Origin of the sequence: Pseudescherichia sp. (assembly GCF_032052675.1) — a bacterium.
In the GTDB taxonomy this organism is placed as follows: domain Bacteria; phylum Pseudomonadota; class Gammaproteobacteria; order Enterobacterales; family Enterobacteriaceae; genus Pseudescherichia.
Genome location: NZ_DAMBWA010000009.1, coordinates 60,206 through 74,504 on the forward strand (window position 1 = coordinate 60,206; position 14,299 = coordinate 74,504).

The 14,299-nt window shown below is 55.9% G+C and carries 12 protein-coding genes; 6 read left to right on the plus strand and 6 right to left on the minus strand.

What is annotated here, in order from left to right; all coding sequences use genetic code 11:
• Window positions 1-67: 67 nt before the first annotated feature.
• From RTX96_RS13430 to hprR, 3 genes are read right to left on the minus strand one after another with little or no spacing between them, the layout of a single operon-like run.
• The gene (locus tag RTX96_RS13430; protein WP_312671344.1) at window positions 68-571 is read right to left on the minus strand and encodes a SprT family zinc-dependent metalloprotease; all 504 of its coding nucleotides are present in this window, start codon (window positions 569-571) and stop codon (window positions 68-70) included.
• A gap of 50 nt (window positions 572-621) precedes the next feature.
• Window positions 622-1,959 (minus strand): heavy metal sensor histidine kinase, encoded by a 1,338-nt coding sequence (locus tag RTX96_RS13435; protein WP_312671407.1) that lies wholly within the window; start codon window positions 1,957-1,959, stop codon window positions 622-624.
• A 7-nt stretch (window positions 1,960-1,966) separates the two neighbouring features.
• Window positions 1,967-2,647: a response regulator transcription factor HprR gene (hprR, locus tag RTX96_RS13440; RefSeq protein WP_312671345.1), complete on the minus strand. Its 681-nt coding sequence runs from the start codon at window positions 2,645-2,647 to the stop codon at window positions 1,967-1,969.
• Between the two features lie 134 nt (window positions 2,648-2,781).
• On the opposite strand from hprR, the gene hiuH reads away from it, so the two are divergent.
• Window positions 2,782-3,192, plus strand: a complete 411-nt coding sequence (hiuH, locus tag RTX96_RS13445) for a hydroxyisourate hydrolase (protein WP_312671346.1) — start codon at window positions 2,782-2,784, stop codon at window positions 3,190-3,192.
• A gap of 51 nt (window positions 3,193-3,243) precedes the next feature.
• Here the strand turns inward: hiuH and galP are convergent, their stop codons facing one another.
• Window positions 3,244-4,638 (minus strand): galactose/proton symporter, encoded by a 1,395-nt coding sequence (gene galP / locus RTX96_RS13450; protein WP_103818453.1) that lies wholly within the window; start codon window positions 4,636-4,638, stop codon window positions 3,244-3,246.
• Window positions 4,639-4,979: 341 nt separating this feature from the next.
• Window positions 4,980-6,134: a methionine adenosyltransferase gene (gene metK, locus RTX96_RS13455; RefSeq protein ID WP_103818452.1), complete on the minus strand. Its 1,155-nt coding sequence runs from the start codon at window positions 6,132-6,134 to the stop codon at window positions 4,980-4,982.
• A 664-nt stretch (window positions 6,135-6,798) separates the two neighbouring features.
• Here metK and yqgB point away from each other — a divergent pair.
• A complete protein-coding gene (yqgB, locus tag RTX96_RS13460) occupies window positions 6,799-6,930 on the plus strand; it encodes an acid stress response protein YqgB (protein WP_131405990.1) in 132 nt (43 codons plus the stop codon).
• An 8-nt stretch (window positions 6,931-6,938) separates the two neighbouring features.
• Complete coding sequence (gene speA / locus RTX96_RS13465) at window positions 6,939-8,915, plus strand: biosynthetic arginine decarboxylase (RefSeq protein WP_103818450.1); 1,977 nt, start codon at window positions 6,939-6,941, stop codon at window positions 8,913-8,915.
• 219 nt (window positions 8,916-9,134) lie between these two features.
• Here speA and RTX96_RS13470 read toward each other — a convergent pair whose 3' ends face one another.
• Window positions 9,135-10,712 (minus strand): hypothetical protein, encoded by a 1,578-nt coding sequence (locus tag RTX96_RS13470; protein ID WP_312671347.1) that lies wholly within the window; start codon window positions 10,710-10,712, stop codon window positions 9,135-9,137.
• Between the two features lie 141 nt (window positions 10,713-10,853).
• On the opposite strand from RTX96_RS13470, the gene RTX96_RS13475 reads away from it, so the two are divergent.
• The 3 genes from RTX96_RS13475 to RTX96_RS13485 are packed head-to-tail and all read left to right on the plus strand — an operon-like array spanning window position 10,854 to window position 14,195.
• The gene (locus tag RTX96_RS13475; protein WP_312671348.1) at window positions 10,854-12,032 is read left to right on the plus strand and encodes an oligogalacturonate lyase family protein; all 1,179 of its coding nucleotides are present in this window, start codon (window positions 10,854-10,856) and stop codon (window positions 12,030-12,032) included.
• A 14-nt stretch (window positions 12,033-12,046) separates the two neighbouring features.
• Window positions 12,047-13,330, plus strand: coding sequence for an ABC transporter substrate-binding protein (locus RTX96_RS13480; protein WP_103818447.1), 1,284 nt, complete (start codon window positions 12,047-12,049; stop codon window positions 13,328-13,330).
• Window positions 13,331-13,379: 49 nt separating this feature from the next.
• Window positions 13,380-14,195, plus strand: coding sequence for a sugar phosphate isomerase/epimerase family protein (locus tag RTX96_RS13485; RefSeq protein WP_312671349.1), 816 nt, complete (start codon window positions 13,380-13,382; stop codon window positions 14,193-14,195).
• Window positions 14,196-14,299 lie beyond the last annotated feature (104 nt).

Sequence of the window (14,299 nt, forward strand, 5' to 3'; positions counted from 1 at the left end):
CGCACCCTAGCGAATGCGGTTCTCAGATGCAATCAGTCAGTTCACAAAAGCGTTTGATTGTTCAAGCTTATGCCGGTTCGGCTACCAGCGGCTCGCCGCAGCGCACGCAGCGGTAGACCGCTTCGCCGCGCAGGATGCGGTTATGGCGACGCACGGTCAGCTGATGCTGCTGGCAGGCGCAGCGGTAGGGCCAGGTGTTGCGCCGTACCGAGGCCAGCTCAAACTGGTGGGTGCGGCGGGCGGGAACGCCGAGCACGCTCTCCATCATCCACTTCCACTCTTTGCCGTGCGGCGCAACGCGGCCAAAGTGTTTCCACACCAGCAGATGGGCCAGCTCGTGCGGGACAACCTCGTCAATAAACGCCTGCTGGTTCTCCAGCAGCAGCACCGGATTCAGCCGGATCTCATAGCTGGCAAGCCAGGCCGTACCCGCCGCCGCGCCGCGCTGCTGATAGACCAGCGTGGGCTCTGGATAGTGACATTCAAGGTGGCGGTTGGCCTGGGCAAGCTTGTCCCGCAGGCTGCGCATAACGGCCTGCTGGAGGGCGATGGGAATTCGTGGCGTTTTCATAACGGCAGAGGATAATCGCTAAAAAAAGCGGCTGCAACAGCACCCAGCGCTCAGGCAGGAAAACGCAGGGAGAAAATATGTTCTCCGTCGGCAAAGCGGTAGTCTGCCGAGCCGGAATGTAACTCCATAATCGCTTTCACCATCGATAACCCCAGACCGTAACCGGATGAGTGGCGGGCATTATCACCTCGCCAGAAACGGTTAAATAGCTTGTCCGGCGCATCCAGTTCGCTGCCCGGATTGATCACTTCAACGATGTGTTCGCTGTTTTTGCTCTCTGCATTGATCCGGATAACGGCACTTTTCGGGGAGTACCTGACAGCGTTACTGAGCAGGTTTAACAGTACGCGCTGAAGTAATATCCGATCGGCCTGAAGCGTGCCCTCGCATACGGTAACAAAGGTGATATTTTTTTCATCCGCCTCATACTCCAGGAAATCAATAAGATTACCGAGCATATCAGCGAGGATGACCGTCTCTTTCTTGAGCAGAATATTATTATGCTCAGCGCGGGCGAGGAAAAGGATGTTTTCCGTCAGGCGAGAAAGGCCTTCAAGCTCTTCGATATTGTTCGCCAACGCCTGCTGGTATTCATCAATAGCGCGCGCTTTACTCAGGACCACCTGGTTATGGCCAAGCAGGATATTAACCGGCGTCCGTAATTCATGTGCCAGATCGTCAGCAAACTGATTGAGCCGGGTAAAATCCTCGGCCAGCTTCTGGCGCATGATATTTAACGCGCTGCCCAGCGGTTTCAGCTCAGCGGGAAGGGTTTGCTCATCTAAAGGCTGGCTAAGGCCGCGGCTGTCTATATTCGCCGTTAATCGGCTCAGGGCATGAATGGCTTTCAGGCCATGCCTGATTAATAGCGGACTTAGCGCAGAACAGATCAGAATAGCGATGATGCAAATCACGATGCTGTTATCGCGATACTGTTCAAGCATATATTGTCGCTCTGATGCCAGCCTGGCGACGGTAATGGTCACGGGCTGGTTATAGCTGACGGCGGCGATCCGTACCGCAGACAGCTCGGTACCGGCAATATCGCGTTTAGCGATAGTCGTCAACGCAGGTTTTTTCAACGTGGGTAAGGCATCCAGCAGCGAGGGATTTACTCCCGTATGGTTGACGGAAATGGTCGGTGCGTCCGGCGAGTGGATGAGCAGAATATCCTGATGCGTATCCATCATCCGGTTAAAATAGAGCGGGAGATTCCCTGCCTGTGCGCCATCCGCTAGCAGCTGTCTGATCTGCTCAGCACGATTAATCAGGGTGATATCATCTCGCCACGTTAATTCGTGGTTTAGCGCCCGGTATAGGGTCCAGCTGACGCCGGTGCAGGCTAATGCCATTATCAACACAAATGATAACGTCAGACGGAACGTCATTGATAACTCAGGTTTCACTGTTTTCCTCTGTCCCGAATCTATAGCCCATGCCTCTGACGGTGCCGATCAATTTCGTCTCGAAAGGATCGTCAACCTTTGCCCGCAGGCGACGAATGGCGACATCCACCGTGTTGGTCTCACTGTCAAAATTGATCCCCCACACCTCGCTGGCAATGACCGCTCTGGGAATAATTTCACCGGCCCGTGAAACCAGCAGCCATAGCAGGAGGAACTCCTTGCGGGTTAACACGATTGTTTTCCCATCCCGAGAGACGCTCTGCTTAACGGAGTCCATCTCCAGCCCGTTGGATTTCAGGTGCGTATGGGCAACGGGGTTATTTCTGAGCTGGGCGCGCACCCTTGCTAGCAGCTCTGCAAAGGAGAAGGGCTTAACCAGATAATCATTGGCGCCCAGTTCCAGCCCTTTCACTCTGTCTTCGACGGCATCACGGGCGGTGAGGCAGATAACCGGCGTCTGATGCGCCGTTCTTAGCGCTTTCAAGACCTGCCAGCCATCCAGCCCCGGCAGCATAATATCCAAAATAACCAGGGAGTAGGGTTCATGCAGGGCAAGACGTAAACCGTCTCTGCCGTCGCTCATCGTATCCACAACATAGCCCGCCTCGGTAAGTCCCTGACTGACCCAGTCGCTGGTTTTTTGATTATCTTCAATAAGTAGGATCTTCATGGATTCACTATGTCATAAGCGGTGGGTGAGGTGGGGAAATATCATCAATGATGACGAAAATGTAATCCTAATGTCAGGTTAACGCCGCTCGGGTCATATACATTTCAGGTACCTACTTGAACACGGAGCAACAGATGAAAAAGTACATCCTGAGCGCAGCGATGCTCGCTATTATTTCCGCCTCCCCGCTCGCAATGGCAGCTGCCAACAATATTCTGAGCGTGCATATTCTCGATCAGCAAACTGGAAAACCAGCCGAGAACGTTGAGGTAGTGCTGGAGCAGAAAAGCAATAGCGGGTGGCAGCAGCTAAACAGTGGCTTCACGGATAAAGATGGCCGCATTAAAGCGCTATGGCCAGAGCAGGAAGCAAAACCGGGTGATTATCGCGTGACGTTTAAAACCAAACCCTGGTTTGACAGCAAAAAGCAGGAGAGTTTTTTCCCGGAGATCCCGGTTGAATTCCACATCAGCAAACCGGATCAGCACTATCACGTGCCTTTACTGCTCAGCCCGTATGGCTACTCAACGTATCGGGGAAGCTAACGGCAGGTTAAGTAAAAAAGCCTCCTCCCGGGCGGGAGGAGGCTTAGCAGGTTAGTTGCTTGCGCCAATCTCGCGCAGTTTCCGACCTTTCATCAAGTTACGTTCAATGTGCTCCAGTGAGACATGCTTGGTTTCTGGCACCAGCCACAGGGTCAGGACAATGAACAGCACGTTCAGCCCACCATAGACCCAGAAGGTGTTGGCGTTGCCCAGAGAGTTGAGCATGGTCAGGAAGGTCGCACCGACAATCATGTTGGCGATCCAGTTGGTCGCGGTAGAGCAGGTGATACCGAAATCGCGCCCCTTCAGCGGCTGGATTTCAGAACACAGTACCCAGATCAGCGGACCGGCGCTCATCGCAAAGCCCACGATAAACATCAGCAGCATGGCGACGGCAAAGTACTGCGCCGACGGCGAGTGAATGCCGATGTGCATCATGGTGCCCAGAATACCCATACCGGCAGCCATGACCAGGAAGCCCAGCACCAGCGTTGGCTTACGGCCCCAGCGGTCAACCAGTCCGATAGCGATAAAGGTCGCCAGCACGTTAGTCAGACCAACGATAACCGTCCCCCACATCTGCTCGGTGGTATTGGTGTACCCCGCCAGCTCAAAGATTTTCGGCGCATAGTACATGATGACGTTCATCCCGGTGAACTGCTGCATCACCTGCAACAGCACGCCAAGGAACACCGCGCGACGGAAGTTGCTGTTCTCTTTAAACAGCGCCCAGCCGCTCTGCTTCACCTGCAGGCTTTCACGGATCTCATCCAGCTCGTGCTTGGCTTCGGCGCTGGTGTCGCGCAGACGCAGCAGCACGCGCTCGGCATCGTGGAAGCGACGTTTCGCGGCAAACCAGCGTGGGCTGTCCGGCAGGAAGAAGACGCCAATCAGCAGCAGGATCGCCGGAATGATGATCACGCCGAGCATCCAGCGCCAGGCACCGCTATAGCTAAAGGCGGTATCGGAGAGGTAGGCACCCAGGATACCGATGGTGATCATCAGCTGGTACATCGAAATCATACTGCCGCGGATCTTCTCCGGCGCAATCTCGGAGAGGTAGAGCGGTGCGGTGTAGGAGGCCACGCCGACCGCCAGACCCAGCAGCACGCGGGAGAGGATCAGCACTTCAACGTTGGGCGCAGCCGCAGAGAAGAGCGAGCCGATGACAAACAGGATCGCGCCAATCATCAGGCTCTTTTTACGGCCCAGCTTGAAGGAGAGCCAGCCGCTGCCGACGGCACCGACGGCGGCACCAAACATCATGGAGCTAACTACCCACTCCTGCGTATGTGAACTAATCTGGAATTCGTCAGCGATAAAGGGCAGCGCGCCCGCAATAACGCCGATATCAAGGCCGAAAAGCAGTCCGGCCAGCGCGGCGAGAAAACAGACAAAGAACGTCATTGCCTTGTTCGAGCGCCCCGATTTTTTATTGTCAGGCATACTGCCCTCCAGTTGGGTTATCAATTTTAACGGTATAAAGGTTAGGTTAGAGCTGCGTAAAAAGATGTGAACCTAATCACATCAGTGTAATCGGTTACACCAGGCTCAGAGATTGTCACCAGAAAGTAACAAGACAAATCATAGAGTTAATGAATAGTAGCGTAATCTTGTGTAAAGGGAGTCAGACTATACCGAAATATTATGTAACAAACACGCCGCGAACAGCATTTTGCCTAAATTGGCTAAATGGACCCGCGATGAGTGCGTGTAATCGTTATCAATAAAGGGGTATAAAAAAGGCCAGCGCGAGGCTGGCCTGGAGGAGAGGAGGCGCGTCTGGCTTATTTCAGGCCAGCGGCTTCGCGCAGTACATCCGCTTTGTCGGTCTTTTCCCACGGGAAGTGTTCGCGACCAAAGTGACCGTAAGCGGCAGTCTCTTTGTAGATTGGGTGCAGCAGATCCAGCATCTGGATCAGGCCATACGGACGCAGGTCGAAGAACTCGCGGACCAGCAGCGTCAGCTGCTCAGTCGCGATCTTCTCGGTACCGAAGGTTTCCACCATGATAGAGGTCGGCTCGGCCACGCCGATGGCGTAGGAGACCTGAATTTCACAGCGGTCGGCCAGGCCAGCAGCAACGATGTTTTTCGCTACGTAGCGCGCCGCATAGGCCGCAGAGCGGTCAACCTTGGATGGGTCTTTACCGGAGAAGGCACCGCCGCCGTGACGGGCCATGCCGCCGTAGGTATCAACAATGATTTTACGGCCGGTCAGGCCGCAGTCGCCCATTGGGCCACCGATAACAAAGCGGCCGGTCGGGTTGATAAAGAATTTGGTCGAGCTGTTCAGCCACTCTGCTGGCAGGATCGGCTTGATGATCTCTTCCATCACCCCTTCCTGCAGGGATTTCTGGTCGATATCTTCAGCGTGCTGGGTAGAGAGCACCACCGCGTCGATACCGACGATCTTGCCTGCGTCGTACTGGAAGGTTACCTGACTTTTTGCGTCCGGGCGCAGCCACGGCAGGGTACCGTTTTTACGCACTTCAGCCTGGCGCTGCACCAGACGGTGGGCGTAGGTGATCGGCGCCGGCATCAGCACGTCGGTTTCGTTAGTGGCATAGCCAAACATCAGGCCCTGGTCGCCCGCACCCTGCTCCAGCGGATCGGCACGGTCAACACCCTGGTTGATATCCGGAGACTGTTTACCGATAGCGCTGAGTACCGCACAGGAGTTCGCGTCAAAGCCCATATCCGAATGGACATAGCCAATTTCACGCACGGTGTTACGGGTGATCTCTTCGATATCGACCCATGCGCTGGTGGTGATCTCACCGCCGACTAAAACCATGCCGGTTTTAACGTAGGTTTCACACGCCACGCGTGCTTTCGGATCCTGCTCAAGGATTGCATCCAGCACCGCATCGGAGATCTGGTCAGCAATTTTGTCAGGATGCCCTTCGGAAACTGACTCGGACGTAAAAAGGTGTTTTGCCATGTTCTCTTCACCCTGGGGGAAATTTTGTTAGCTCAGACGCAGTGCCTGTATAGGCCTTAACCAGGCGTGCAGGTAGAGGGCACAGGAGGTCTGAGGGTTAATCGGTATGGATGGATTAACATCTGGACGGCTATTTTAGGTCACTTCTTGACCCCGTTTCCAGCATTTTTTGATATTCATCGCACTATGAGTGAAATTCAGGATGTAACTTTCTCTACCCGCACGGCAAAACGGGCTTTTTTATTTTGCTTTTTAACCCGGTTATCGGTATAAAACGCCGCACGCGGCTTGTATGCCTGGCCACAGCCAGGGGTATAAAAGCGCACGGTAACAACACCGTGTCGCCACTTCCAGCCGGGTTAAACAGTGTCTTTGTGCCTGGACTTGTCGCCAACCAGCTGGTTGGTGTGGAGGTGATACCCAATAATGAACCGTTGTTTACCGCTAAATCTGCCGCGCCGTTCTGGCGTGCACGCATTTCCCGCTACCCGCAAATCTACTCTGCAAACCTGCCGATGTTATACCCATTTCGGCGCTTCTCAGGACTCCAGGGCCGGTTACGCCTGGTGACAACTGAACAAGGGCGCTCTTGTTAATTCAGGAGTTTTCTCGTGGTTTCGCCGAACCTTGTCATACAGAGTTCGGATACGTGTTTTACAATGATATGAACCAGAAACCGGTCGCACGGCCCACGCTTCAGCATAATACGCTGGATAACCGGGCTGTTTATGGGTTGTTATCGCCATTCCTAATCGCGATAGTAGTCAACTGTTTTACACTTACTAATACAATTTGAGGTTCGCTATGTCTGACGACATCTCTTCGGTTTCGCCTTCGTCAGCGGGCGAACAGGGTGTACTACGTTCCATGCAGGAGGTAGCGATGAGCTCCCAGGAAGCCAGTAAAATGCTGCGCACATACAATATTGCCTGGTGGGGCAATAACTACTACGACGTCAACGAACTGGGCCACATTACCGTCTGCCCCGATCCTGACGTACCGGAAGCGCGCGTTGACCTCGCTCAGCTGGTAAAGGCCCGCGAGGCCCAGGGGCAACGTCTGCCTGCGCTGTTCTGCTTTCCGCAGATCCTGCAGCACCGTCTGCGCTCCATTAACGCTGCGTTCAAGCGTGCCCGGGAGTCCTACGGCTATAACGGCAACTACTTTCTGGTCTACCCGATCAAGGTTAACCAGCACCGCCGCGTCATTGAATCCCTGATCCACTCCGGCGAGCCGCTGGGGCTGGAGGCCGGTTCGAAGGCTGAGCTGATGGCGGTCCTGGCGCACGCGGGCATGACCCGCAGCGTCATCGTCTGTAACGGCTATAAAGACCGGGAGTATATTCGCCTGGCGCTGATCGGTGAAAAGATGGGCCACAAGGTCTATCTGGTTATCGAGAAGATGTCTGAAGTCGCCATCGTGCTGGAAGAGGCAGAGCGTCTGAACGTCGTGCCGCGTCTCGGCGTGCGTGCGCGTCTGGCGTCCCAGGGCTCCGGCAAGTGGCAGTCCTCCGGCGGCGAAAAATCAAAATTCGGCCTGGCGGCAACGCAGGTGCTGCAGCTGGTGGAGATCCTCCGCGAGCGCGGACGCCTCGACAGCATCCAGCTTCTGCACTTCCACCTCGGTTCGCAGATGGCCAACATTCGCGATATCGCCACCGGCGTGCGTGAATCGGCCCGTTTCTACGTTGAGCTGCACAAGCTGGGCGTGAATATCGAGTGCTTTGACGTGGGCGGCGGCCTGGGCGTGGACTACGAGGGCACACGCTCTCAGTCTGACTGCTCGGTCAACTACGGCCTGAACGAGTATGCCAACAATATCATCTGGGCCATTGGCGACGCCTGCGAAGAGCACGGCCTGCCGCACCCGACGGTGATCACCGAGTCCGGCCGCGCCGTGACCGCGCACCATACCGTGCTGGTATCGAACATTATCGGCGTGGAGCGCAACGAATATACCGAAGCGACGCCGCCTGCTGAGAATGCGCCACGCGCCCTGCAAAGCATGTGGGAGACCTGGCAGGAGATGCACGAGCCGGGTACCCGGCGCTCGCTGCGCGAGTGGCTGCACGACAGCCAGATGGATCTGCACGATATCCATATCGGCTACTCCTCCGGCGCGTTCAGCCTGCAGGAGCGCGCGTGGGCAGAGCAGCTCTACCTGAACATGTGTCACGAGGTGCAGAAGCAGCTGGATCCGAGCAACCGCGCGCACCGTCCGATTATCGATGAGCTGCAGGAGCGGATGGCGGACAAAATGTACGTCAACTTCTCGCTGTTCCAGTCGATGCCGGATGCGTGGGGTATCGATCAGCTCTTCCCGGTGCTGCCGCTGGAAGGGCTGGATCAGATCCCGGAGCGTCGTGCGGTGCTGCTGGACATCACCTGCGACTCCGACGGCGCCATCGATCACTACGTGGACGGCGATGGGATCGCGACGACGATGCCGATGCCGGAGTACGATCCTGACAACCCGCCGCTGCTGGGCTTCTTTATGGTGGGCGCGTACCAGGAGATCCTCGGCAACATGCACAACCTGTTTGGCGATACCGAAGCGGTTGACGTCTTTGTCTTCCCGGACGGCAGCGTTGAGGTGGAGCTCTCCGACGAAGGGGATACGGTAGCGGATATGCTGGAGTACGTGCAGCTGGATCCGAACACGCTGCTGACCCATTTCCGCGATCAGGTGAAGCAGACCGGGCTGGACGACGCGCTGCAGCAGCAGTTCCTCGAAGAGTTCGAAGCCGGGCTTTACGGCTATACCTACCTCGAAGACGAGTAATCGTGTTCGCCCGGCGGCCATTGCGCTGCCGGGCATCTCCTGTTTTTTTTCTCTTTAAGATCACAAAACCCTGATATCAGAGTGTGAGCAGTATCACCTGAAATCTTACCGGGTCGTGATCGCCTTCGCTTTTTCTCGCGTTCTCCGGCTTACGGGCCTCTTTCTGCCAGCCCCGACAATTTACTTCCCGCTGTGGTACCGCCATGCTTAGACCATCGCTTAATCGTGCTGCAGGCTGGTAATTAAAGTAGCGATGCGCTGCGGGTTGAGCAGCGTTTCGAAGGCAAGCGGGTGCTGTGCGCCATGCTGCTCAAACCACGCCGCAAGCTCCCGGTTCTGCCGGCTGAACGCTTGCAGAGCGGCATTAAGCTGAGAGCGGATATCTGCCTGCTCACCATATTTACGCAGCCAGAGCTTGAGCGTGAGCGCCTGGGTAAACGCGCTGTAGATTTGAGTGTACTTCAGCGCCCGGACAACGCTGCCACTCATCGCCTGTCGGGTTTCATCCGCCAGCGGGCAGTCGGGCAGCAGCTTAAGCGAGCGGCTGTACATGTAGTCGGCAAGAAAGCGGCTGCGCTGTGTCTCCAGCTCAATCAGCTGCCGCTGCTGATATCCCAGGTCGGGATCGTCGCTGGGCATCAGAGGCTGAAAGGACTGCGTCCAGTTGGCGCTGCGGGTATCGAGATGAAGCAGGTGCAGGGCATGGGCAAAATCCGTTGGAGGGCGACTGTGGCTCTGCAAGACGCGACCTAGCAGAGTCGGTGTCTTACAGCTCCACTCATGGCTGGCAGCGATAATATCGCCAATCGCGCTGAGATCGTGGGAAGAGACAGATGTCAAAGCACGCTGCTGCAGCCAGTGGCTCACAATCTGGCGGGGAGAGAGATCCGGCTCATTCACCAGGCGGGACAGTCCGAACAGATTAAGCTCATTGAGCGAATCGGATAGCGCCAGATCGGGTAGCCACTCCCAGTCAATGCGTACGGTAATGGCCTCGGGCGCGCTGTCGGCGTGCTGGCTCAGCCAGGCGAGGCGCTGCTGGATCTCTTCCAGCAGATAGCAGGGCAACAGGGTCCAGCCATACTCCGGGCCCCAGAGATCCAGCTCAAGCCACTTTCGGTTGCTATGGATGTTAAGCAGGTTGGGGTTGTTGGCAAAGCCCGGGCGGTAATCAAGTTCGGTCGCCTTAATAGAGGCGCGGACATCATCAGGGAGCGCCTCCAGCGCGACGCGCAGCATCTGCCGGGGCCAGCTTTTGTCCTGATAGTCGCGCAGGATCAGCTGACGCCCCAGCTGGCGGATGCCTTGGTACAAGATTTTTAATGACGTTTTCCAGCGCTCACTGCTGACGTCGGGAGTCGATAGCGAGAGACGCAGGCCGCGTACGCCAGGCAGCGCGGCAAGGATCTGCGGAATGCTGTGCTGAAAGAAATAGTCAATAAACTCGCTGGCGCTATTTTCAGAGAGAAAGAACTCCGGGAACTTTGCCTTTAATTCATGGCTGTCAGGGGTTGCTTCACCCTGCAACCAAAACTGTAAACCGCGCCGCTGCAAATACTCCCCGACTTTTTGCAGATAAATAAGGGCGTTTTCCTGGGCCAGCGTCAGGTTAATTAACTCGGCGCTATGACAGCGCGGCGACGGCGCGGCCAGACGGGCTAATAATGACTGCTGATGAATAATGAGACCCTGAAAGCCATAGCGTAGCGCCATATCTACGGTTTTCTCTAAACAGGACCAGCGCCATATTTCAGGGGAGTTAATTTCCATTAACAGATAAGGCTTCGCTGTTGTCATTACGCCTGTCCCGCAGCCAACGTTGAGCGGGAATGCTAGAGGCGACGCGGTGAAAGGTCAAACATCATGACCTGGATAGAACGGAAAGTGTGAGCCTGCTCGAAGGCGGCCAGGCTGATTGCGTATCAATGAGAGGAAGGTATGGCTAAAGGTACAACGCTGCAACTGAACTACGAGCGCTATATTGATGAAGACACCGGTGCAAAGGTAACTCGTTTTACGCCAACGGATGTTATTTGCCACCGCAACTACTTTTATCAAAAGTGTTTTATTGACGGCGGCAAAAAACTTATTTTTGCCGGTGAATTTGATACCCATCGTAATTACTATTTACTCGACCTGGCTACTGGCATTGCCACGCAAATAACCGAAGGGGCAGGGGATAATACTTTTGGCGGCTTTTTATCTCCCGATGAAAATTATCTCTATTACGTTAAAGGCGAGCGTAATTTAATGCGCGTCACCCTGGAGACGCTTCAGGAAGAGGCGGTATACCGCGTTCCCGATGAGTGGGTAGGGTACGGTACCTGGGTGGCGAACTCCGCCTGCGACAAGCTGGTTGGGGTAGAGATCCATCGTGACAGCTGGCGGCCCATCAGCGACTGGACCGTCTTTCAGGAGTTCTATGCTGAAGCACCGCGCTGCCGGGTGATCCGCATCGATCTGCGCAGCGGGGAGCGAGAGACGCTGCTGGAGGAGAACCAGTGGCTCGGGCATCCCATCTACCGGCCGTTCGATGATAACACCGTGGCCTTCTGCCACGAGGGGCCGCTCGATCGCGTCGATGCCCGCATGTGGCTGATGAATGAGGATGGCAGCAACATCCGCAAGGCCCGGGAGCCCGCGCCGGGAGAGAGCTATACCCATGAGTTCTGGGTGCCGGATGGCTCAGCCCTGATGTATGTCACCTATGTCAAAAACAGTCCCGTGCGCTATCTCTGCCGCATCGACGGCGAGACCGGTAAAGATGAGCGCCTGATGGCGATGCCGCCCTGCTCGCACGTCATGAGCAACGACAGCGGATCGCTGGCGGTCGGGGACGGCTCCGGGGTGCCCATTGATATCGCTGATAACGCGGGCTACGGCGACACCAGCGATCCCTGGCTCTGGCTCTTTGATTTAAAAAATAAGCAGGCTCACAAAATTGCCCGCCACGGCTCGTCATGGCAGGTATTGGACGGCGACCGCCAGGTGACGCATCCGCATCCGTCGTTTACCCCCGACGAGAAAGCGGTTCTGTTCAGCACCGATAAAGACGGCAAGCCAGCGCTCTACCTGGCGGAAATCCCTGAAGACGTTTTACGCCAGATCCACGCTTAAACAAGGAGCTTCCCATGCATAAGCTTATCGCCCCCGTTGCCGCGTCGTTTTTGCTGGCGTGCGCCTGTCTGACGGCTGCCCAGGCCGCGGAGATCCGTATCTCATGGTGGGGCGGTAATAGCCGCCACCAGGCCACGCTGGAGGCCATAAAACTGTTTGAAGAGACGTATCCCGATATCAAGGTGAAAGCGGAGTACGCCGGTTGGGAAGGCTACCTGTCCCGCCTGACGGTGCAGATCGCCGGAGGAAACGAGCCGGATGTGATCCAGACCAACTGGAACTGGCTACCGCTCTTCTCAAAGGACGGCAACGGTTTTTACGATCTTTATAAGCAGAAAGCGGTGCTCGATCTTCAGCAGTACGATCCGCAGTCGCTCAGCAGCACCACGGTAGACGGCAAGCTGAACGGCCTGCCGGTGGCGGTGACCGCCCGCAGCTTCTACTACAACAAAAAGCTATGGGAAGAGATGGGCGTCAGCTATCCGCAGAGCTGGACGGAGCTGATGGCGGCCGGAAAAGCGTTCGAGGCAAAAGATAAAGAGAAATATCCGCTGGTTCTCGACTACATGGAGTCGCTGACGCTGGTGCAGTCGTGGATGGTGCAGAAGTACAACATCCCGGCCATCGACGAGAGCACGGGAAAATTCACCTACACCCCGCAGCAGTGGGAGGCCTTCTTCCAGATCTATAAGGATCTGGTAGATAACCACGTCTTCCCCTCCATGCGGGTGCTGACCTCGTACGGCAAAACCAATACCTGGGAAATGAAGCCCTGGATCCAGGGCAAGTGGGGCGGCGTCTATATGTGGAATACCAACGCCGTCATGTATGAAAACAACCTGACCGCGCCTTACGACAAGCTGGAGCTGGGGCCGTTCTTTATGCTGCCGGGGGCCAAAGATGCCGGACTGTTTTTTAAACCGACGATGATGTTCAGCATCGGTAAATCGACGAAGCACCCGGCGGAGGCTGCGAAGCTGATCGACTTCCTGATGAACGATCCGCAAGGCGTTAAGGCGATGGGGCTGGAGCGCGGGACGCCGCTAAGCAAAAAAGCTTATCAGCAGCTGAGTGAGGAGGGTGTTATTCAGGAGGACAATATCACCGTAGCGGGAATTAAATCGTCTCTGGCGCTGCCCCATGCCATTCCCACCTCGCCCTATTTTGATAACCCGAAATTTGTAGAGCTGTGGCGTAACACCATTGAGAATATTGACCACGGTAAGCTGACGGTAAAGGAGGCGGCGGCGCAGTTCTCGCGCAATGCCGGACGTATTTTAAGTAAGGCTGTGAAATAACATACCGGACCGGAACCCCACGTTCCGGTCACGCTATCGGGGTGAACGTATGATCAGGTTTAGCGCAACGCTAACATGCCGGTATGACACGCTCTTCTCGCCTTTTACGGCGAACGAGCTTGAACAGGGGCTGGCATGGCTGGCGCAGAGCGGTTTCGACGCCGCCGAACTCTGTATTAATGATTACGAAGAGATAGATGTGGCGAGGCTGAAACAGCGTCTGGATCACTACGGACTGGGCTGTACAACCATCGCGACCGGCCAGGCCCGCAAGCTTGATGGTCTGTCGCTGCTCTCCAGCGGCAGGGCGATTGTTGAGCGCACCCGGCAGCGCCTCTCTGAGCATATTGATGTTGCCGCCCAGCTGTCGAGCCACGTCACCATTGGCTCGCTGCGGGCGACGGATCGTACCTTAAGCAAAACGCAGTATATGCATGAGCTGGCCGAGGCGATGCAGCCCTGCGTTGAGCAGGCCAGACGGTGTGGGGTAACGCTGATAATAGAAGCGCTTAACCGGTACGAAATGGCCCACCTGCACAGCGCAGAGGATATGATGGTATTTTTAACCCTCAGCGATGCGCCGGAAAACGTTGGCGTGCTGTGGGACATTTTCCACGCCAACATAGAAGATCGCGACTTTACTGAGGCGATTGCTACCCTGGGATCGCGCCTCAGGCACGTCCACTTCGCCGACTCCAACCGCGCGTTTCCAGGGTATGGACATCTTCCGGTGGATGATATCTACCGGGCGTTAAAACGCGCTGGCTATGACCACGCCGTCTCGCTGGAGTGCCTCTGCCAACCGTCGAGGCAAACGCTGATAGAGGAGGCCGGGCCGCTCATTACCCGTCTGCGTGGACTATAATCGTCGATACAGCCGTAAACGCAGGGGTAATGGGCAGATTATTTTGGACTTACTTGAACCCGTACAGATTAACGGCGATAATCCGCTTCAGACAAGCAGTCACC